The organism is Lentisphaera profundi (assembly GCF_028728065.1).
GTDB lineage: Bacteria > Verrucomicrobiota > Lentisphaeria > Lentisphaerales > Lentisphaeraceae > Lentisphaera > Lentisphaera profundi.
The window spans coordinates 2429691-2451540 of record NZ_CP117812.1; the positions used below are offsets into that span (position 1 = coordinate 2429691).

At 39.7% G+C, this 21850-nt stretch carries 15 protein-coding genes; 7 read left to right on the forward strand and 8 right to left on the reverse strand.

Annotated elements, in window-relative coordinates; genetic code table 11:
* The first annotated feature begins 175 nt into the window (after window positions 1-175).
* Together PQO03_RS21090 and PQO03_RS21095 are read left to right on the forward strand one after the other, a co-directional pair.
* Window positions 176-751 carry a nitroreductase family protein gene (locus tag PQO03_RS21090; RefSeq protein ID WP_274153184.1) on the forward strand — a complete coding sequence of 192 codons (576 nt, stop codon included), beginning with the start codon at window positions 176-178 and terminating at the stop codon, window positions 749-751.
* On the forward strand, window positions 748-1446 hold the full coding sequence (locus PQO03_RS21095) for an SDR family NAD(P)-dependent oxidoreductase (RefSeq protein WP_274153185.1): 699 nt from the start codon (window positions 748-750) through the stop codon (window positions 1444-1446). Before PQO03_RS21090 ends, PQO03_RS21095 begins: the two co-directional genes overlap by 4 nt.
* Before the next feature lie 4 nt (window positions 1447-1450).
* Here the strand turns inward: PQO03_RS21095 and PQO03_RS21100 are convergent, their stop codons facing one another.
* Entirely contained in the window at window positions 1451-4252 is a 2802-nt protein-coding gene (locus PQO03_RS21100; RefSeq protein ID WP_274153186.1) for a metallophosphoesterase family protein, read from the reverse strand.
* 10 nt (window positions 4253-4262) lie between these two features.
* Entirely contained in the window at window positions 4263-5345 is a 1083-nt protein-coding gene (gene pheA, locus PQO03_RS21105) for a prephenate dehydratase (protein ID WP_274153187.1), read from the reverse strand.
* Between the two features lie 186 nt (window positions 5346-5531).
* On the opposite strand from pheA, the gene holA reads away from it, so the two are divergent.
* Together holA and PQO03_RS21115 are read left to right on the forward strand one after the other, a co-directional pair.
* On the forward strand, window positions 5532-6629 hold the full coding sequence (gene holA, locus PQO03_RS21110) for a DNA polymerase III subunit delta (protein ID WP_274153188.1): 1098 nt from the start codon (window positions 5532-5534) through the stop codon (window positions 6627-6629).
* Between the two features lie 247 nt (window positions 6630-6876).
* Window positions 6877-9441, forward strand: coding sequence for a hypothetical protein (locus PQO03_RS21115; protein WP_274153189.1), 2565 nt, complete (start codon window positions 6877-6879; stop codon window positions 9439-9441).
* On the opposite strand, the gene PQO03_RS21120 is transcribed toward PQO03_RS21115, so the two are convergent.
* The 6 genes from PQO03_RS21120 to PQO03_RS21145 are packed head-to-tail and all read right to left on the reverse strand — an operon-like array spanning window position 9436 to window position 16110.
* Complete coding sequence (locus PQO03_RS21120; protein ID WP_274153190.1) at window positions 9436-10761, reverse strand: DUF58 domain-containing protein; 1326 nt, start codon at window positions 10759-10761, stop codon at window positions 9436-9438. The two genes, PQO03_RS21115 and PQO03_RS21120, sit on opposite strands and share 6 nt — an antisense overlap.
* A complete protein-coding gene (locus PQO03_RS21125; protein ID WP_274153191.1) occupies window positions 10758-11837 on the reverse strand; it encodes an AAA family ATPase in 1080 nt (359 codons plus the stop codon). The genes PQO03_RS21120 and PQO03_RS21125 overlap by 4 nt, the downstream gene beginning before the upstream one ends.
* Window positions 11837-12934: a hypothetical protein gene (locus PQO03_RS21130; RefSeq protein ID WP_274153192.1), complete on the reverse strand. Its 1098-nt coding sequence runs from the start codon at window positions 12932-12934 to the stop codon at window positions 11837-11839. The genes PQO03_RS21125 and PQO03_RS21130 overlap by 1 nt, the downstream gene beginning before the upstream one ends.
* The gene (locus PQO03_RS21135) at window positions 12931-14457 is read right to left on the reverse strand and encodes a DUF4129 domain-containing protein (RefSeq protein ID WP_274153193.1); all 1527 of its coding nucleotides are present in this window, start codon (window positions 14455-14457) and stop codon (window positions 12931-12933) included. The genes PQO03_RS21130 and PQO03_RS21135 overlap by 4 nt, the downstream gene beginning before the upstream one ends.
* On the reverse strand, window positions 14444-15409 hold the full coding sequence (locus tag PQO03_RS21140; RefSeq protein ID WP_274153194.1) for a stage II sporulation protein M: 966 nt from the start codon (window positions 15407-15409) through the stop codon (window positions 14444-14446). Before PQO03_RS21140 ends, PQO03_RS21135 begins: the two co-directional genes overlap by 14 nt.
* Entirely contained in the window at window positions 15406-16110 is a 705-nt protein-coding gene (locus PQO03_RS21145; protein ID WP_274153195.1) for an RDD family protein, read from the reverse strand. The genes PQO03_RS21140 and PQO03_RS21145 overlap by 4 nt, the downstream gene beginning before the upstream one ends.
* Window positions 16111-16358: 248 nt before the next feature.
* Here PQO03_RS21145 and PQO03_RS21150 point away from each other — a divergent pair, with 248 nt between their 5' ends.
* From PQO03_RS21150 to mnmG, 3 genes are all read left to right on the forward strand, one after another.
* Window positions 16359-18023 (forward strand): ABC1 kinase family protein, encoded by a 1665-nt coding sequence (locus PQO03_RS21150; protein ID WP_274153196.1) that lies wholly within the window; start codon window positions 16359-16361, stop codon window positions 18021-18023.
* A 55-nt stretch (window positions 18024-18078) separates the two neighbouring features.
* Window positions 18079-19800 carry an apolipoprotein N-acyltransferase gene (gene lnt, locus PQO03_RS21155; RefSeq protein ID WP_274153197.1) on the forward strand — a complete coding sequence of 574 codons (1722 nt, stop codon included), beginning with the start codon at window positions 18079-18081 and terminating at the stop codon, window positions 19798-19800.
* 166 nt (window positions 19801-19966) lie between these two features.
* A complete protein-coding gene (gene mnmG / locus PQO03_RS21160) occupies window positions 19967-21796 on the forward strand; it encodes a tRNA uridine-5-carboxymethylaminomethyl(34) synthesis enzyme MnmG (RefSeq protein WP_274153198.1) in 1830 nt (609 codons plus the stop codon).
* Window positions 21797-21850 lie beyond the last annotated feature (54 nt).

Consider the following 21850-nt stretch of genomic DNA (forward strand, 5'->3'; position numbering starts at 1 on the left):
TAATTATAAGAATATATCAATAAATGACTTATGACATGGGTGACCACATGCCTAGTGTTATTTCCGCTGCCAGGCTGTCACAAGCTTGTCACTGATTTAGTGCTTTTTTGACACCTAATAGATTTATCACCATCAAAAATGGAACTACAGTACAAAAAATAATTAAGGATCATTTATGAGTAGCGATATTTTTAAAATCATTTCCAAAAGAAGAACTGTTAAGCCCGCTAATTTTACTGAGCAAGAAATACCTGAAATCATTTTAAGAGAAATTTTAGAAAGTGCTAATTGGGCTCCGAATCATGGTCGTACAGAACCGTGGAGACTCACGGTTTTTTCAGGAGCAGGACGTCAGACCTTTCATGATCTCATAGGAAAAATATATCATCAAAACCCTGATGTTTATCCTCCTGAAAAATTAAATAAATGGCAAGCTAATGCTTTCTTAGCCCCGGTAATCATTGCTGTTGGAATGAAACGCACCGATGGATGCAAGATTCCCTTAGTCGAAGAGCTTTGCGCGGTAGCAGCTGCTACACAGAATTTATTATTATGTGCAGAAGCACATGGCGTATGCTCTTACTGGGGTTCCTCTATCTCTCATTTGCCTGGCACGGCAAAAGAACTCGGTCTTGACGGAAAGGACGATTGTATTATTGGCTTTATTCATCTTGGTTACCCAAAAGAGGAAGTTCATGACGGTATGCGCAAGTCGGCTATAGATGATAAAATTACTTGGATAAGTGAATGAAGGTCTTTATCACTGGTGTAAGCAGTGGTATTGGCCTAGCATTAGCTGAAGAATATATTGCCAAAGGCCATGAAGTCTTTGGCATCAGTCGTCGCCCCTGTCCCGTTAAATCCGTAACCTGGCAATCCTGTGATTTAGCAAAACTTGATAGTATAGAAAGTTCATTAACTAGTTTATTAGCCGCACCAAATAATATTGACTTAGCCATCCTCAACGCTGGTATTTTAGGGGGAATTCAAGATCTCAATGACGCCAATGTTTCTCAGCTCAAAGAAGTAATGGACATCAATTTATGGGCAAATAAAGTTATCATCGATTATTTGTGTAGCAATAAAACTACTGCACAGATCATAACGCTCTCTTCGGGAGCCGCTGTTAATGGTAATCGTGGATGGAGTGGCTATTCACTTTCCAAAGCTGCGCTCAATATGATGACCAGTCTTTATTCCAAGGAATTTTTAGAGACCCATTTTTGCGCCTTTGCTCCTGGCCTTGTTGACACCGCCATGCAAGATAAACTTTGCTCTATTGAAGAGATAGGGAATTTCAGCTCTCTCAGTCGTATTCAAAGTGCACGCGGCACTGAAGGCATGCCAAGTCCCGAGCACTTAGCTAAAAAATTGCCTAAGCTTTTTGAAGAACTCAAAAGCCGATACACGAGTGGAAGGTTTATTGATATAAGAAAGATGGCCTAAAGCCTTACTTCGTTCTTAAAATCTTTACGGAACGAATAACCATAAGCTCACTTAATTCAAACTCAAGATCTATACTTTTGAGTTTATCTGAAGGTAGAGCAAGAGTAATATAATTAAGTCCCTTATAAGGACGTAAAATTCCCTGAAAAGTTAAGTTACCACGCGTCATCCCCTCTTCCTTATGGCGAACCTTTAAATAGAAAGTACTATCATCTTCCAAACCCACTGGTGACCAAAAAAGTATGCGTATATAATCTGCTTGTGTGGGCTTATCAAAACTGATTGAAAATGCTGTATCCGATTGAAACGATTTATTCAAATTAAGTAAATCCATACTAGATAATCGCTCACCATCAATACTGGCATAAGCTGAGATATCTTGTCCCATGATATATGAATTATAAGCGTGTATTATAAATGAATTTTCTTCTCCAACACCCTGCCAAAGTTGTTTAGAATTTCTACTCAAAGTCAAGACTTTACCAAAGTTTAATTCGTCTAAGTCAATGCTCTTTACCGGCATCAGATAAGGCAAGGAAATTTTTATTTCTGGTTTATTCTCTGCCTTAAAAACAGCTTGGCCCTCGCTAGCATTTACAGAGATGCTAACTGTATCATTTAATTTCTTACTCTGAATTTTTATTTTATTTGCAAAGATAGTGAAATTAAATTTGTTATAAAGTTTATGTGCTGGAAAATCTTCACTAGTGTAAAAGTCATTACAGGACTGATACTTTTTTATAAGCTCTAAGACTTGATGTTCTTGAGTAACAATTTGACTCAAGTACACGGGATGAAGCTCAAAAGGGTAAAAAGCATAGCTACGTCCATCAATTTCAACTTGAAATATATCTTCATTTTTACCTTGTTTGATTTCTAACTTTTGGGGAGTCTTCATACCTGCCAGTTGCAGATCAATTTTCTTCCCGACTTTCCCTTTTAAGAAGTCAAGCACTTCATTGTAAATTACTCCTAGCTCTGCTACCTGCCCTCTCAAGAGCTTCGCATTTACACCAAATAAGTCTTTACCCAACTCATCTAAATTTTTTATAGAATCTCCAGGGTTCCCCTGTAACAAACTAGAGACGAAGATTCTGCCATCTTTAGTCTCTGCAGACAAAGGTCTTCTAAGTAAATGACTGGACTGACCTGTGGACTGGCCCAAATTATCTATTTGAAGGTAATCATCCTTTTCAATTTTATTACCATCAATTAAGAGTCGTACACGCTCTTTTTTAAAGTCCTTAACATTTATAATCGCTACAGCCTTTTGATCTTCGCCATAAGGAATTACCGATTCGACGGTTGTTGAACCATCTTTGAGTAAATAAAGTTTTATACTTTCACCTCGATAATCTTTCTGAAAATGTAAAAAATCTTTGTTCAGTAAAAATGCCGGACTGTAGATTCTAAATGGGCTTTTATCTTGATCGCTTACCAGATAAGTGTGTAAAAAATCATAAGATCTAAATTTAGCATTTCCTAAATAATTCTGATGAATTTCCTCACTTCTAAAAATAACTTTGCGATATCTTGGAGAGTGCATCAACCAGCCCTCTTTCATGGTATCAAAATCAGAAATTACATCCCAGCCATTTTTGCCGTGGACCTGTTGGTCGTGGGGGATTTCTCTCTTAACAAAATCCAAACTTTCAACTTTTTCATTCTCAAGGCTAGGTTGAGTTGATACATTATATTGTTTACTCTCGACTTTTTTATCTGGCGCATTTTCTTGCGCCGCCATTTCAACGGGCCTTTTATCATCTCCACCCATAAAAAAGATCACTAAAGAAATGATTATTAGAAATACTGATCCGCCACCCGCGATCAGTAAAATCACATTTATCTTTTTTGCACCTGTATCTTTTGGCTGAATTCGTCGTCTCGACCCTTCTTCTTCCAAATTTTTAGAAGACGCGACTCGTTGTGCACTACGTCGGGGATCCACATTATTAAAATTTACATTTTTGCGTTTAGTTGAATTAAAAGTAACTTTTACTGGCTTACGTTTAAGCTCAGTGGTCATACCTTCCGTTGAAATACGCATATCTCGAAGTGTTTCAGTCTCTTCAATCTGGCCGGAATATAACTGAAGAAAGTAATTTCTCGCAGGAATCGAGGCTTTTAAAACTTCTTGCTTGTAGGCTTCCACATCAAAAGGCACATAACAAAATTCGACCGTTTGTTTGACGGCATCATAGATAACATAACTTGACGTTAGAGAACCATCTCGAGGATCACCTGTTGAACCTGCATTAACTAAGTAACGAAAGCCTTCTTGAATCTTGAATTTGCGTGGATCGCATTTCTTTACCTCTCCACGAGCGACATCACACTGAAAATAACCAGGTAAATGGGTATGCCCCACAAACATCAAGGGTGACTGAGTTGAACTAAAGGATTCCAAACTATCTTCTGTCTGATATATATAGCCAAATCGCCCTGGTACAGCTAATTCAGCATGGGCACATTCAAAGCCTGGGCCTTCCATTCGCAATGACATATTAGCAAATAAATCGACCGCTTGACTACTCATCTGCTCACGCGTCCACTCAATGATATATTTAGCATGATCATTGAACAAATCAGAATCTAAACGATTCCCTATAACCGCATCGTGATTGCCTAAAATAAAGCCATCACAATTCTCATAGGTACTTTCTAAAACACGTACTGGTGAAGGGCCGTAACCCACTACATCACCGAGACATAAAATACTATCGACACCACGCTTGCGGATATCCTTCAAGGTAACACTCCACGACTGCCAATTGGCGTGGATATCTGTTACAATAGCATAGCGCATTTCTTAAAACCTAATCGTTACTTATACTTAAACCGCAGGGATAAGAGCCGAGGGTCTTTACATAAAGGCAATGTTTTTGAAGTTCTTCAATCAATTCTTGGACATGAGTATCATTGCGATGACCGTTAAAATCAACAAAAAATAAATACTCTCCCGGACGAGTTTTTGCCGGACGAGACTCGATCATGCTCATGCTCACACCTTCTTTACCAAAGGCCGTCAAACACTCCATTAATGCTCCCACTTTGTCTTTCAATGCAAAAACAATTGAGGTTTTATCCTCACCAGTTGGTTTCGGATTTTGACGCGCAATCACCAAGAATCTTGTTACGTTTCGTGAATTATCTTCGATTGATCCATCTAAAACCTTCAGGCCATTAGCATCTGCTGCGAGTGTACTTGCCACTGCGGCCGCATGATCATCCATGGCCGCTCGCTTCGCTGCTTCTGCAGTAGATCTAACTTCTACTTGTGGTACTAAAGGAAAATTATTGTGCAGATATAAACGACACTGAGCCAGTGCCTGGGGGTGCGAATAAATGACTCGAATATGCTCTTTATCACATCGCGCCATCAAATTTTGATGTGCCGCTAATTGAACTTCTGCACAAATACTCACCTCTGATTGATTAAACATATCAAGAGTATAAGTAACCGCACCTTCTGTAGAATTTTCTATTGGCACAACTCCGTAGTCGGCCTTGCCGCGGTCAACAGCTTCAAAAACTTCCGCAATACTATTTTTTGCTAGATAAGATACACTGCTACCAAACTTCGAAAGTGCCGCTTGATGAGAAAAGGTATTTTCAGGCCCCAGAAAAGCAATTTTTACTGGGGACTCCAGTGCAATAGCTCCGGACATGATCTCGCGATAAATCGCTCTTAAGGTCTCATTTTTCAAGGGGCCATCATTAATACCCTCTAACTTCTCTAAGAGGGCTTTCTCTCTTTCCGGCACATAAATTTCACTTGCATTTGCATGCTTCCATTCTCCTACCTGACGCACATAACCATAGCGTTCATTAATCATCGCTACTATACTTCGGTCTAAACGATCAATCTCGGATCGTAACTCACTCAAATTTTTATTCATAAAATCTTTTATATACACTCATTATAATTAACTTAATAAAGTTCAGAAACTTGAGCCTTCAAACCTAAAAGTTTGATTTTAGCCCCTCACAAGGAAAACTTAAGAGGTTTTTCCCCTATCCTAGATGAACTTTAATTCATTCATAGATATATTGCTTTCGACTCTCCCTAACCTTAAGGAACTCAAATGACATGTAAACTCCATCTAGTTAGTGGAAATGATAACGCTAGAATCAAGCTGAAAGCGAAAGAACTGGTTGAAGAACTGAGTGGCAACAACCATGACCCTTTTGCTCTCGAAGTCATTTCACAACAAGAAAATGAAGCTCCTAGCGAAACATTATCACGCTTCATCCTCTCCTATATGTCACCTCCTTTTTTTGGAGAAAAAACTATTTGGCTAGATGATTTTCCTGCGTTCAAGCAAGAAAATGCCACCGCAAAATCCGATATCGCCATCGAGATTCGCAATTTAGTAGAGCAATTTGGTCCTCAAATCGCTGAAAATATCAATGTCGTTATTAGCGGAATTGAATGCGATAAACGCAAAGCACTGTACAAAACCATTAAAAAAACTGGCGAAGTCCACCTCTTTGATAAGCCTGAAAAGAAAAATCGTAACTGGCAAAAAGAGATGACTGCAATTGTTACGCAACAGGCAGCAGAAATGCAAATGTCTATCCAAAGTCAAGCCATGGACTACTTAGTCACCTGCCTTGGCAATGATACACAAAGAGTCCAGCCCACACTCGAAACTTTATGGTGCTACTGCAACGGGCAGAACCCTATTGGATTACTCCACGTTCAAGCAGTTATCAGTGGCAACGAAGCTGCCGATGCCTGGATTTATTCCAATGCGCTTTCTAAGCGAAACCTAGAAACGGCACTGATCTCACTCAACGTTCTACTCAATCGAGAAAAAGATCCCGAAGCTCTCGTCACTCGATTGATCATGCAAGGTTCTTCTCTTTTTCATAACTTCATTCAAGCTAAACTTATCATGCAAATTTTACGCTTAAGAAATGCCAATGAACTGGAAGGTGCTCTAAGGAATCTACCTGAAGAAATTTTCAAAGACTATAAATCCAAATACCCCATAGTCAGCTTCCATCCCTATCGGCTCAAGCTGATTATCGAGGACTCCCTCCGTTATTCCAACAAGGAAACTCTAGAGGCAATTGATCTTTTCAACAATGCCACTCAAAAACTTTTCCAAAACAGCAGCTCTAAACGCCTCATCTTAGAGAGCCTAACACATAGGATAATATCGAAAGCCCTTAATTAATTGAGTGGTATTGCTGCTATTTTTCTAAAATCATTCCTACAGAATAAATCAATTCTTGATTTTAGCTCTCTATTCCTGTAGACTAAATATTATATTAGATAATTTGGGAATGAATAATGGGATTCAAAAATAAAACGCTACACGACAATGACCCGGTTCGTCATCGCGGTAAAACTACCAAAATGCCTGATGCTCCCCCTCTATTAGTTTTGGTCAATCCCGAGATGAACCTGTAACTCCCCCAGAATTGCCCCGCCATCATGAAGTTGAAATATCGGTCGACGGCGACATTCTCTCAATCCCCACGCTCTCTATTATTGATGCCATACCCCAAGAATATCTACATCAGAATTGGCACAACCAACTTGAGACAGCAGAAGCTTCTATTAATTTTAATAAATCTGACGTACTGAATGTTTTACAACAAGGGGCATTCCGAATCACCGTCGGTCCTTTAGCCTGCCTCTTACCTATTACTCTCGTATCTAATGAAGGCTATAGCTCCCAAGAGGTCACAGAAATTGCTCTTGATGAACTTTTAGAGGTTATTCCTAGTGAATGGTTTACGAACCCACATCAATCACGTGAACTTGAAAATGTTATCGCTTCGATGGATAACCCATTTGAACTCGCTGAACTAAATACACCCACCAGTGAGCCACAGGAAGATCCTATTCAAGACTCCGCGCCAAATCACGAAACAAAAATAGAAAAGCGGCTATCTAAAGCCACTGTTCTTCCTCAAGTTTCAAAAAATAATGACCGCGACATGGCCATTACTCAAGAAATGGACTTACCAAATATACCAGATTTTATTAGCTCCTCCAATGTACCCTGCCCTGAAACGGCACAATTTTCAGTTAGTGATTTTTGGGACAAAGAAAATGACCCGCAAAGGAATACGGATCAAGCGAGATCAATCACTCCTCCTAGTATTGAAAGCACCGGCACTAAACGTACGCCGAGTTCAGTTTTCGATTCCCAAGAAAGTGAACCTGAGTCCTTAGCTATTGAAGTCGATGATAGTGAACTAGAAGCGAGTAAGGATACTGCTGAATCTGATACCCCGAGCACTAGTGATACTGACTTAAATAATAGGAAAACCGATTTTGATCTTTCTACATCACCCTCAGTGGAACTCTCTAAAATCATCTTAGAAGATCCGAAAGAAACTGTATGTATGTATACAAGACCTCAAGGTGATATCGTCTTGTATGCTGAATGTCTTTCATTTAGCTCTAATTATATATTGTCCAAAATCGAAAGAAGCGACACTGCTGAACTCCACACTGATAATTATCTAGAAATACCACAACAGGATATTTTAAATATCATCAAAACAGGCCAGTTCAAAGTCCCTCAATTACATCTCCACCGTTTTTTAAACCTCCCCAATGGCAGTGCAAAGGCAGGGGACTTACTCTTACCGCTAACAGAAATATTACCCTTCATCCCCAAGGAGTGGCTAAGTCTTGAACAAGATCTTCTATTAGAAAATGTTCTTTTCGAAATGACCGATATATTTACTGAAAATCAACTAGAGGAGCTGAGTGAAACTCATGAAATAGCGCCTCAAATAAAATCCTTAGATCTTGCTAATGAAAATGAAGAAGAAGTCATTCTAGAAACCAGCGTTTCCAAAGAAACTGTGGCCGAGGACTCAATTCACGAAAAAGAGACACGCATTTACTCTGATGATGAAGGCAGTCTTATGGATAACCTTATTGGTGCCAACTCTTCAATAATGAGTTTCCTCCAAGGAGGCGAAGATGAGGAAACGGAAGAGGAAAAAACTCCACATATCGACACCACCATTTTAGAAGCAGACAAAAGTGGCATTAGTTCAGATCTTAAAACGCACAAAACTATTCACATTGGCCTAAGTAAGCAGCATGAAGTTAAAGAGGCCCCTCCTATACGTGAATCTTTAGCGGCGGATGAAACATCTCTCAATTTTTTAGAACTTGATGTCGAAGACAATGAAGTAGACCACAAAGCAGTAAAAGGCATGCAAAACTCTCACTTTCGCCAGCCACCCAAAGCAAGAACTTCCGTGGCAAATGAATATGACATGGATTTACACAACCTCATTGAAGATCGTAATCATTCACTCAACCCTCATGCCATACCTCAAACATCTACACCTGAGCGGAAGGCCACAAAAAAATCGAATCAGCCTCATATTAATGAATCGGCTTCCGTCGCCCCAAATGGCATAAAAATCAACCAATGTTCTTTGGATGAACTCTTACTCATTTGTGATAAGAACTTAGCTCAAAAAGTTCTCGATGGCCGTACGGAACCCTACCCCAGTCTTGAAAGCCTCAAGCATCAAGCTCAATTAAGTGATGATGAATACCATACTCTAACTGGCTTAAGCCCGAAAGAATACCATGTGCAAAAAGAACATTACCTCTTTTCAATCGCTGGAGAAACCAACGATTCTTCAGTCAATACCTTTATTAAGCAACTTAAAGACAAATGTGAATTCGACTTCATTATGATATCTACTTTAGATGGCTTAAATATCAGTGACTGTGGCACGACTAATAGTATTGACAAAGAAGAGCTCGCTGCCTATATCCCCAAGCTCATTTCCGCCAAAAAAGAATTTTTAGAAAACACTAATATCCCACAAGCACAAGACTTCTCTTTCTACTTGGGAGATAACTGCCTATCGGTCAGTATTACGGGGAATATCTACTTTACATGTATCCATTCATCACCTTGGCCTAATACCAATCAGCTTAAATTTCTTCATAGCCTACGTGAATTGGTCGCTTGGTACTTCTCTTATCGCTTAGTTTTATAGCGCCGCAGAATTTTTTATATCTAAATAACAGTTCACTAAACTCGCATGTAATTGACTGGGGGCAACATCCAAAGTAATAACTTGATTCCCCTGCATTGACTCAAGTGCCTTCTTTCTACCTCGAAGAAATTGATTTAGGGAGCTGTACTTCAAGGCATCTTTGAAACTTTCAATCTCAAGCTGCTCTTGCTCAGCAAACACTTCTTCTTTCAAGGCGACAAAAACAACTAAGTGCGACTTACGCAAGACTTTTAAGGATTCCAACATTTCTGGGTCTTGCTGATCTCGCATATTAGTCAATACAATAATCATCGCGCGCTTTTTCAGCACCTTTTTCAATTCCTGAACCGCTTCAGCTGAATCACCTTCAAGGGTACTCGGATGTAAATCGTAGAGTCCTGTCAAAAAACGGTTGACATTATTGACTGATTTCTTAACGGGTAAAAAACGGCGCTGCTCTTTTGTTCCATAAGTCATCATTCCTACTGCATCTCCTTGTCTGGATGCTACATAGGTCAAAAGTAACATCGCATTGAGAGTATGATCAAAATGAGAAAGATGGCCATCCATAGATCGCATTCGGCGACCGCAATCCACCATAAAGAAAATTTGCTGATCTTGCTCAGCCTGATACTGCCGTGAAATAACTTTTTGCATGCGGGCAGTCGCTTTCCAGTCAATACTACCCAAGCGATCACCTCTGCGAAATTCACGCAGTTGTAAAAAATCAGTTCCTGATCCACGTTGACGTTTTTTCATTATCCCTAATTGGGCCAAGCGTTGCTCTGCGGCTAGGACTCCATAGCGAATCACTTCAGCATAATTGGGATAAACTCGCACTTCACTACTTTTACCCACTTTAAAATAACGATGCCAAAAACTTAACAAGGAATTCAAACGCAATTCACACTGAGCAAATTCAAAATCACCACGTTGCTGGGGGGTAATCGTATAATCTAGCTCAATAAACTGCCCCGGATCAAGCTTAACTTTAAAAGGAAAGTCTTTAACTTCATGCTCCGTCGGATAATGGTCGATTAATTCAAAATCAAATCGTTTATCAGAGCGATTGCGCAAAGTTAACTTCACCTTACTAGCGACGCCTAAAGGTAAAGTATTGGATACTATCCGTTCCAATTCTATCAAAGGCTGACTCCATAAACTCATGAAATCAAATAAGAAGATAACCGTAAGCATCCCACAGGCACTGAGCATTAACCATTTAAGCTCCGGAAAGAATAATTGGCAAACGCTAAATGAAAAAGCGACAGATAAGACAAAGAGTAATCTAAATGCCGGTCTGAAGCTCTTTAATTTCACAAACGGGGCGCCTCTACTTTTTCAAGCATATCTTGTAATACTTGATCATGGCTAAAACCTTCGATTTCCATCTCTGGTGATAAGGTTATACGGTGACGTAAAACCGGAAGCGCCATTTCTTTTATATCTGACGGCATAACAAAATCTCGCCCCGCAACTAAAGCCATGGCTCGAGCAATACGAATCAATGCCAAAGCACCACGTGTACCCGCTCCTACCGAAATACCTGACCAATTACGTGTTTGACGTACAATGGCTACCGCGTACTCAAGCACTTGTTCATCCACAGTCACTTCAGACGTTTTTTTACGCAATAATTCGGCATCTTCATTAGTAATCACTTTCTCAACTAAACTAACGTCTAGTTTTTCACGACTCAAACCTTGAGTCACTAATCTTACTAACTTAAGTTCATCACTTTCTTCAGGATAATCCACACTGACTTTTATCAAGAAACGGTCGAGTTGAGCTTCCGGCAAGGGATAGGTACCTTCTTGTTCTAAAGGATTCTGAGTAGCTAAAACCATGAATGGTGGCTTCACACTGTGAGATTCCCCCTCGATAGTAACTTGACTCTCTTGCATAACTTCTAAAAGTGCTGATTGCGTTTTGGCTGGCGCTCTATTGATCTCATCTGCCAAGAGCAGATTACAAAAGACAGGACCTTTACGAATCACAAATTCTTGCTCTTTCATATTAAACATCGCATGACCCATAACATCTGCAGGCATTAAATCAGGCGTAAATTGAACTCGAGCAAAATCACCCGCAAAAGTTTGCGCAATCGCTTTGACCAAAAGAGTTTTACCCAAGCCTGGCACACCCTCAATCAAAACGTGACCCGCCGCAAGAAATGCGGCTAGTACTTGGTCGACAATTTTATCTTGTCCAATAACAACTTTCCTGATCTGATCTCTAATTCTAAGGATTTGGTTCATTTCCAATGACAAAGAATCACTTTCACTTGCCTCAGTAGTACTTTCTTCCTGTGCCTCTTCAGTTAACAAGGCTAAGTCTACATTTTCACTACTTTCATTTACTTGCTCTATCTCTTCATTTGCTGTCTTATCTTCCATCACAAAGAGTCCTTTATTTGTTTAAGAATCGTTACTGTTTTAAAAAATTGATCTGGTGTTTTACAATGCCCCGTCATAGACTGTAAAACATTATCATTTGTCACTGAGCTCAGTTCGGCTAGGTAATTATTCTGTTCCATGCCCGACAAACGATTGCTTTGCGGATGTCGCATTTTCATCTGTTCTTGAATACTTAAGCGAAGCTCACCCACCAATAAACCACTCTGCTTGGCTCGCCATTGATATTCACCACTCACTTGAATATGCTCCATTATTTTCCTGGAGTTAACACTGCGGTCAAGTAGTAGTGGACCAAACCTTTTTGAAACCATGAGCAACCACACCAAGATACAAATAATCAATAGTACCAAACTCATTCTCGCCCTAGTTTTTATCCACGACCACACACCCATATACTCTGGACGAGTCGCTAAAACCAAATCCTTATCTCTATTGATCAAACTAAAGAAAAAATCTGCATTATCTTTGTCGCGAATATTACGATTATCAAAGGCACGTAAAGAATTGAATAAGTGAATTTTTCCCTTTCCTAAAGTTTTATATCCGTAGACAAATTCATCCATATCCGTACGGAATTCCTCATCATAGGCGTCCAATTCAAAACTAAATGCAATCGGCATCTGAAGCTCCACTGAATTAATGGCTAAGTTCACTTGCCCGCCATTTTCTCCTTCTACATTTTTAAAACCTATCAAACGATGATGCATGGGAGAAAAATTCACGTCAAAATCATTTTTACTGCGTACGCTCCCAGTAATTAAAACTCCGCCATTCTCTAACCAATTTTCTAGATCTTTAAAAATACTTATATCAGTAGGAATATACTCAAGAGGGATAAAAAGAATTTCATCTCTAGAAAGCTCACCCCAACTGGCTAAGTTTACGTCGGCTTCTGTATAAGACATGACATGTTCAGATAATCGTTGTAGAGCTAGGTAAGGTTTAAGTTTTGCCTCACCTTGGAAACCCACATATTTTTCATTTTCAACTTCTTCAGTATTGTTATAAAACCAATACACGCCATAAACGACAACAGCTACAAATAAGACGACTAAGATCTTTAATAACTTACTCATCTTTTGACCTCGTTTACTTTTTCAAATAAACTTTTCCAACGCAGATTCAGCGCCTCACACAAGTGCTTCTCCGGGAGCTTGTGAGCATAAGCCGCTTTGAGCCAAATATGTGTCAATTCTTTAAAAAAAGTCTTGGTGTCTTTCTCTTCAAAAGATTCAACTCGACGTAAACAATCCATTTCGGTATCACTGGAACGCAACCTCAAACCTGCTTCTAAAAGCTGAAAAACACTCGCTCGATACAGTAGACTAATGGCGCCTCGAATATCTCCGTCCTGTAATAAATCTTTCACTGTTGCTGAAATATCATCTGGTAAAGATTCTTCGCTAAGCTCCATACCCATGAATTTTACCGCTTGCGTTTTTGGAACTATCCTGCTCTTAGATAACTTCCTTTCGTCAATAACGATAACAACAATTTTCCATATTAGCCAAATTAAAGCTCCTGCCATTAAACAAATAAATAAACCTTTAAAAAATCCTGCTAGAGAGACCCAATCAAAATTGCTTTCCTGCTCTGGCTTTTCATCGGGCTCACGATCAAACATCCAATCTAAAAAACCTGTATCCAAATCTTTGAATTCACGACTTTTAACTTTTTTGTATTCATTAAATTCATCCTCTGCCATGATTGTTTCTAATTCATGGCTCACTGGTTCAACTGCATTGCTTTGAGCCTGTGTATTACTTGGAAAAAGAAGACACAAACTCAATAATATTACCGAGAGCGTTTTCTTGCCCAATAAGCTCTTTTCTTGAATACGCTCAGCTAAACTGCGGAATTGAAGTTCTATGTCCCAACCCTCCAAAACCATGCGACGACAAATGTATAAAGTAAAACCGCCTGCCACATAAAACGGACGAATCAAAATCATCGATAAAGCCGTCACTATATAAACAAAAAAAGATAACCACTCAGGAATTTGCTCAAACCAATAAACGAAGCTATCGAGATCAAAAATTTTACTCGGGATATCGCCTTTAACTTCAACGGGAATAAGGACATAACATACCGTCAACAAGCCTGCCGCAACAAGCTGCTCAATATTCATATACATCACACCATTCCAGGAACAATTACTATTTGTACTAGATCCCGATAGGACCTGAACTCGTTTTTTACGGCTCTTGCCCTTCAATCCTTCAAGCTGCCATATTGGCATCAAAAATGAGCGCGAAAAAGTAAAACGCCACATGAAATGCAAACTAAAAAAACCTTTCTTTAACTCTTTCGGAAATGCTTTTAAACTCGTTTTTAAATCTGGTGCCTCACCAAAAATAAGACGACTCAGATCAAAAATAATAACTCGCTCAAATAAAGGAAGAAAAAACCAAAAGGTAAAGAAACCCCAAAATGGATAATTCCGAAACAATAAAAACAAAACTAGCGTGTAAGGAATAGTGAGCGCTAACCAAGGTTTATAAACGGCCTTCATATTTTTTTTAAGTAAGCTTCTTCCTAAGTCAAAAGCTTCCCAGTTATTCCTCGGACGAAGAGAAATCTGTAAATTATTCAGATCCACGGCGACGCCCCATAAACAAAAAGTATAAAATCATTCCCAGCCATAAACAGGCCGCCACCCAGTACTTAACTTGTACAGGAATCAGCGGCGAAGATGACCAAAATGCTTCGATAAACGCCGCTAGAAAAGTCATAAATGCAGTCCCCCACAATAAAGTCATCGCGTCTGACGCACAATCTTTTAAGGATTGTAAACGACTTTTTACTCCTGGCATTATAAATGAAAAACCCAATTTCATTCCTGCTGCACCAGAAAAAACCGCGGCGGTCAATTCAGGCGCACTATGGCCACAGACAAATGGCCAAAATGTTTCGCCGTAACCAATGTGACTTATATGACCCGCAACTGCACCTATGGCCACGCCATTATAAATCATGAAAAATATCGATCCCACTCCCGCGAATAAGCCTCCGGCAAAACATCGAAAATCAATCCCGACATTATTGAGTATGTAATAACCCCACATCATAAAATCTTGACTTGCTGGACGAATTTCTTCGAAATGTCCACTCGCTGGATCATAACTTTCTTCCATCTGTAAAAGCATATCGCTCGGCAATAACATATGAGCCAAATCAGGATAAACCTGAATCATAATCGCTATACTCACAAGAGGTAAATAGAATAAAATATGAGAAAAGAAAATAAGTTTCCACTCTTTGCGAACGATTCGCGGAAAATCTCTTTGAAAATAGCGAATGATTTTCATTTCTGCACCACCACGTCTACCATATAAACGTTGGTGACCTGTCGCTACTAACTCTTCAAGAAATTGGATGAGAATAGGACTATAGTTTCGCCCTCGTGCCACGGCTAATTGCTTACATAAGCGACGATACATAGCGGGAAAACATTCTGATAATTCATCATCTCGTTTAATTTTCTTATTAAACAGATCTTCTAAATCTCTCCAAAAGTCGCGATGCTTATCTTCAAAAACACGTTGCTTCATGAATCCTTCACTCCTTCACCACCCGCTAAACCCAATGAATATGCATATAGTTTTTTCACTGCTGCCGCACCAGTTTCTCCGTGCATCTCTTCTAAGATTTCAGCCAACTCCACTTGCCTTTGTTTACTCAACATATGATAACGTTCTCCAAAGGCAATAAAACTCTTCTGCTCTTCAGAATTTAGTGGTACAGGTGGAAGTAGAGGCATCACCTCAGGTAAAAAAACTTTAGATCGCTGGCTATCTGTATAGACCACAATTGTATCCGCGGCTAAATCACCCAAACGTCGATTTCGTGAATCTGCGAACATCGCAATGAATTCTAGCCCCCACACACTCGCCATCAAGTCTGCTAAGCGAAGAAAATTTCGAATCATTGAGGCTTTCCAGCCCACTGGAGTTCCATTACCATGTAAAACACGGATTTTCATTATACGCTTGCCAGGAGTCATCCCCTTTTGAAGCACCTCAAAAAGCACGGGGTAAAACCACCATAAAATAAAGATCGAAACTAAGATCAGCCCCTGTGATGCATCACCTAAAAACCCCAATACAATAGCTAGAACTATAAAAATTATAACCCTGAAAATTAGATCTAATAAAAACGCCGTCATTCGCACTGGCAAGCTTGCCAAGCGCATACTCAAATTGACTCCTTCAGGTGTTTCAACCCAAAAAATCGTGTCTATTTTTTCTCCCATAAAACCCATTCTCTTTTGACTTAATTAAAGCTAAAGACCTTTTAAACTATTACAAAGCACTCACCCTATTTTTGAAGACTTATCAGGATGCAAAACTGAAAATGAATTCGATCCTTACCCAAAGGCGATGAGCACAGTAACAATTAGAGAAGCTGAACGCTCTCGACAAATTCAATAACAGATATACTAAGCAAAGACTTGCATACAGTTAAAGGCCACTCATATTTACTCATATTCAGGAGAAAGAAGTGAACTTACAATCAATACCAGAACTCACCCGCGACACCAAGCGTTTTCGTGAAGTCATTACCGTATTCATTAAATATGGATTAATTGACTGGATAGAAAATTATGAACCTGAGTTCATGAAAAATTTTAGGCAAAAAATCCATTCTCACCCCAGCCTAGAAAACATGAGCCATGCCTGCAGAGTGCGCTTAGCTTTTACCGAACTAGGCCCCACCTTCATTAAACTTGGACAAATACTTAGTACTAGAGAAGATCTCATCGGCGAACAACTGGCTTCTGAACTCACTTTACTCCAAGATTCAACCAAAGCAGACGGTGCTGAGCAAGTTCGCATTACTTTAGAAGATGAACTAGGAGAAAAAGTCGAAGAACTCTATGCTGATTTTGATTTCGAAGCCTTTGCCTCAGCATCTGTAGGACAAGCTCATTTTGCTAAACTCTTTGACGGTACTGATGTAGTTGTCAAAATCCAGCACCATGGTATTGAAGATAAAATTGTTAAAGACATAAGTGTTTTTTCCAAAATACTCCAACTAGCGGAAAAGTACGATTCAGGCCTCGCCTCTTACCAACCCACAAAAATATTGGATGACTTCAAAAAAAGCCTCTTCAGAGAGATGAATTTTGAACGCGAGCTACAAAACATGGCTAAAATCGGCAAGAAATTTGTCGATGATCAAACCGTCCACATTCCACACACATTCAAAGCTCTTTCCTCACGAAAAGTCATTACTATGGAACGCCTCTACGGTAAAAGTGCTTCGGAAATAAAAAGCTTTCATCACCTCCCTATTAGACCTTCTGAGATCGCACAAAATGGTGCACGAGTTTTCTTAAATATGATTCTGCGAGATGGCGTCTATCATGCCGACCCCCATGCCGGAAATATTTGGATTCTAAATGATGGTCGTATTGGTCTTTTAGATTTCGGCCTCATTGGAATTATCGATGAAGAACACCGCGAAATGATTGAAGACCTTGGCTTTGCTGCACTCGATCAAGATGCACAATTAATAACTGACTACGTCTTAAGAATTGGTAAATCTCAAGAGAAATTAAAACGTGATGAACTCCAAGCCGATATAACCGAGTTCCTCTATGAATTTCAAATTGAAAACTTAGATGATATTGATTTTAGTGGTGCCTTAAAGGAAGTCTCTCGTATTATTAGAACTTATAAAATCATTTTACCTAGCAATATATCTTTGCTTATAAAAACTCTGATCATGCTCGAAGGCACTTCTCGCTCGCTCGATCGCAACTTTAACTTTATCCCTCTCATAAAAAGCTTCCAAATCCAAAGACTGAAAGCCAGGCACTCCCCTATTCGCACTTATAAAAAGCTACGAAAGAAATATAAAGAATGGGATAGACTCATTGAAATGATGCCTCGTGAACTCTTACACCTAGTCGAAAATATGAAATCGGGCTCTTTTGATGTGAAACTTGAGCATCGAAAACTCGACGCCGTCATTAATCGCTTAGTCTACGGCATTATTATCGCCGCTCTTTTCATTGGTTCCTCAGAACTCATTGGTCAACGAATTCCTCCTTTAGTAATGGATATCTCCATCCTCGGCTTTATTGGCTATGCGACTTCCTTTATTCTCACGATTAAATTGCTCTTATCAATCCGTAAATCTGGTGACCTTAACGGTAAATAAGCTTTGACTTATCGGTCAATCTGTCTAGATTGATCGCTCAATCTGGACTTATCTTATGAGTAAGGAACCTATCATTATCAAAAACTCTCTTCACCCCTTTTTCAAAGGCTTAATCGCCTTTATCATGGGACTCTTGGTCAACCTTTGTTTTGAACCTTTTAATTGCCATTTTCTTGCCTGGTTTGCCATCGTCCCTCTCTATTTACTAGGCTTAGGCCGTCACGACCGTGGCGTATTCTTTCTTGGAAGCTGCTGGGGACTTGGTTATTTCTTAGGCACTTTTTACTTTCTATATCCCATTTTTCTCTTATGCCCTTTCTTAGTCGCCTTGATCTGGACTCCCATCCCTGGCATTTGGCTCTATCTCATTTGTAAACTTAGGCATCTCCTCCTGTTTCCTGACCCTTTGACGGAAAGTGCTATTGCTCCACCTCATAAACGATTTCTCAATTTACGCTCAAGTTTCATCATGTGGATTGCCGCGGCAGGCTTATGGTCATGCCTGGAGTGGGTACGTACTTGGCTTTTCACTGGTCTACCTTGGAATAGTATTGAAGTTAGCCAGGTCTATCAATTACACTTCTTGAAAAATGCCTCGTTTATTGGTGTGAATGGCTTAGCTTTTTTAATTGCCCTTCTCAATATTAGCTTGGCAATTATCATCGAAATTTATCTTCTCAGGAAGAAATCTATACAAATAAATGAACCCTACCTCATTCCAAAACTAAAAAACTACTTAGCGCTGCCTGTCATCTCACTCTTCATACTACTGAGTAGCACTATTATTGCGGATAAAATCAGCCCAAAGAATCAAACCGATTCGAGTATTCGAGTCGCCATGATTCAAGGGAACTTCAAGCCTTATTTCAAGCCATTAAGTTATGAGGAATATCAGTTTCATCTTCAGACTTATAAAGAGCTTACTGAAACAGCTATTTTACAAAAACCCGATTTGATTTTATGGCCCGAAACACCCATGCCTTCAAGCTACCAACGAGATCCCGCATTCCCTGAATTAATTCGCTACTTAAGTCAAGAATCTCAAGCAAATATATTGTTTGGCACAGGAATGGTCGACACTAGCCCTACAGATCTAGATGTAAAAAAATATTATAACTCCGCTCTTATAAGTGAGCCTAGTGGTGAAATTATTGCTCGCTATGATAAAATCCACACCGTCCCCTATGGCGAATATTTACCTGGACGCTACCTCATGAGTTCAGCACTTCATGAACAATTAAATAAACTCAGGCAAATGGGCCCAAGCTTAAGCCCCGGTACTGAGTTCTCCGTTTTCCCTTTAAAGAAAAATAGTCGCATTGGAATTAACATCTGTTTTGATGATGTCTTTGCCGATATCTCTAGAGGATTTGCGAGTAATGGCGCCAACATACTCTGCACCATAACCAATGATTCATGGTTCGGAGAAACTGCCGGTGGTGCCCAACACTCCGCACACAGTATTTTTCGAGCAGTCGAAAACAAACTCCCCTTCCTTCGCTGTGGCAATACCTGCGAAACAATGGTCATTTCTCCGGAGGGTAAAATTGAGCAAATATTACTCAACCCCGAAAATGGCTCCCGCTTTACGCGAGGAATTTTATTCACAGAGTTAAATTTTTGTGCCAAGCCAAGCCTCACTTTCTATAATAAATTTCCCTATTTCATCCCTACGCTATTAAGTATTATTTCACTTAGCCTTATTTTTTTTCTCCTAAGTCAAATGCTCAAGCGTAAGCAAACTTTATTAAAAGCCACTCAAACTGATGATAACTAAGGCTATTTTTACTCTAGAATAAACAACTTTTTTATGTCAATATATTTTCTATAAGCCATTCATACACAATCATTATTGGCTAGTTGGTGAAATAATTAGAGATCAACTTTTTCTTGACAAATCTACTTATCCCACTACAATCCCCACAAATAGACAGGATATATAAATGAAAAATTATGATGTTATCATTATTGGTGGCGGACATGCAGGCATAGAAGCCTCCCTCGCCTCCGCTAGAATGGGCGCTGAAACTTTGCTAATAACGCAAAACTTAGACCATATTGGACAAATGAGCTGTAACCCCGCTATTGGTGGTATTGCTAAAGGTCACGTAGTTCGTGAAATTGATGCGATGGGTGGCGAAATGGGCCAAAATACTGATGCTTCTGCACTTCAGTTCAAAATGCTCAATTCCTCTAGAGGTCCCGCAGTTTGGTCACCACGTGCTCAGTGCGATAAAGTCCTTTATCAAAGACGGATGAAGCAACAACTCGAAAAAACTCCTAAACTTCATACTCATCAAGCTGAAGGCCTTTCTTTCGTCACCGAGAAAGGTAAAGTCATTGCCGTTCAAACTCAATTTGGCGACAAATTTGAAGCCAAAGCATTTGTTCTTTGCTGTGGCACTTTCATGCGTGGACTCATGCATTTTGGACCTCAACAACTACCTGGTGGCCGCACTGGCGACACTGCTGCTGATGCTATTTCTGATTCATTGAAGAATGACTTAGGCCTCGAGCTCATGCGTTTAAAAACAGGGACTCCCCCTCGTGTCTTAGCCAAGACCATTGATTTCGATCAACTCGAACGCCAAGATGGTGAATCCGGTAAATTCTCGTATTGGACTCGCGATAAAGCCTACGAAACAATTGATCGTGGTGGCATACCACAAATGCCTTGCTACATCGGTCGCACCAGTGCCGAAACCAAAAGAGTTATTACTGAGAACCTTCACCTTTCCCCGATGTATAATGGCTCAATAGATGCCATCGGAACTCGTTATTGCCCCTCTATTGAAGACAAAATTCATCGTTTTGCTGACAAAGACTCTCATCAAATTTTCTTAGAACCCGAAGGTGTTTTTACCGAAGAATATTACCTCAATGGGATTTCCACTTCACTACCGGTACACGTACAGAATCAAATTGTACACAGTATTCCTGGTCTCGAGAATGCCGAGATCGCACGTTACGCCTATGCTGTAGAATATGATGTTGTCTCTCCTCATCAAACACTCAACTCCTTGGCTCTAAAACCATGGCCTAATCTCTTTGTTGCCGGTCAAATCAATGGTACCAGTGGTTATGAAGAAGCCGCTGGTCAAGGACTCATTGCAGGTGCCAATGCCGCCGGCTTAGTCGCAGGTAAGCCTCCTCTCGTTTTAGAACGCGATCAAGCTTATATTGGCGTAATGATCGATGATTTGGTAACCAAAGACATCTCTGAGCCTTATCGTCTTTTTACTTCTCGCGCCGAATATCGCCTCTTACTCAGACAAGATAATGCCGATAGAAGACTATCAAAAATTGCTTATGACTACGGCCTTCTTCCTTATGAGAAATATAAAATCATAGAAGAAAAAGAAACTTTAATTAACAATGAAATCGAACGTCTTAAAAACGAACGTAGTCATGGTAAAAGCTTATGGGAACATCTTAGTTCTCACAAAAATACTTATGACTCAGTTGTTGGCGAATCAGATTTTTCAGAGGAAATTAAAGAGCAAATTCAAATTGACGCACGCTATGAATGCTACATTCAAAGAGAAAAGCAACAAGTTGAACGTCAGAAGCGTTTAGCTAAAAACCCTATACCTGAAGAAATTGACTATCTCAACATGACGGGGCTTAGCAATGAAGCTAGGAACAAATTGAGCCGTTATCGCCCAGTTGATCTAGGCCAAGCCGCTCGTATCGACGGAGTAACGCCTGCGGAAATTGGTCTCATTCAAGTTCATATCAAACGCTGGGAAGAAAGCCAAAAAATAAAAGCTTAAACACAGTAATAAAAAAAGCGAAGCAGATTGTGCTTCGCTTTTTTTATTGAAATA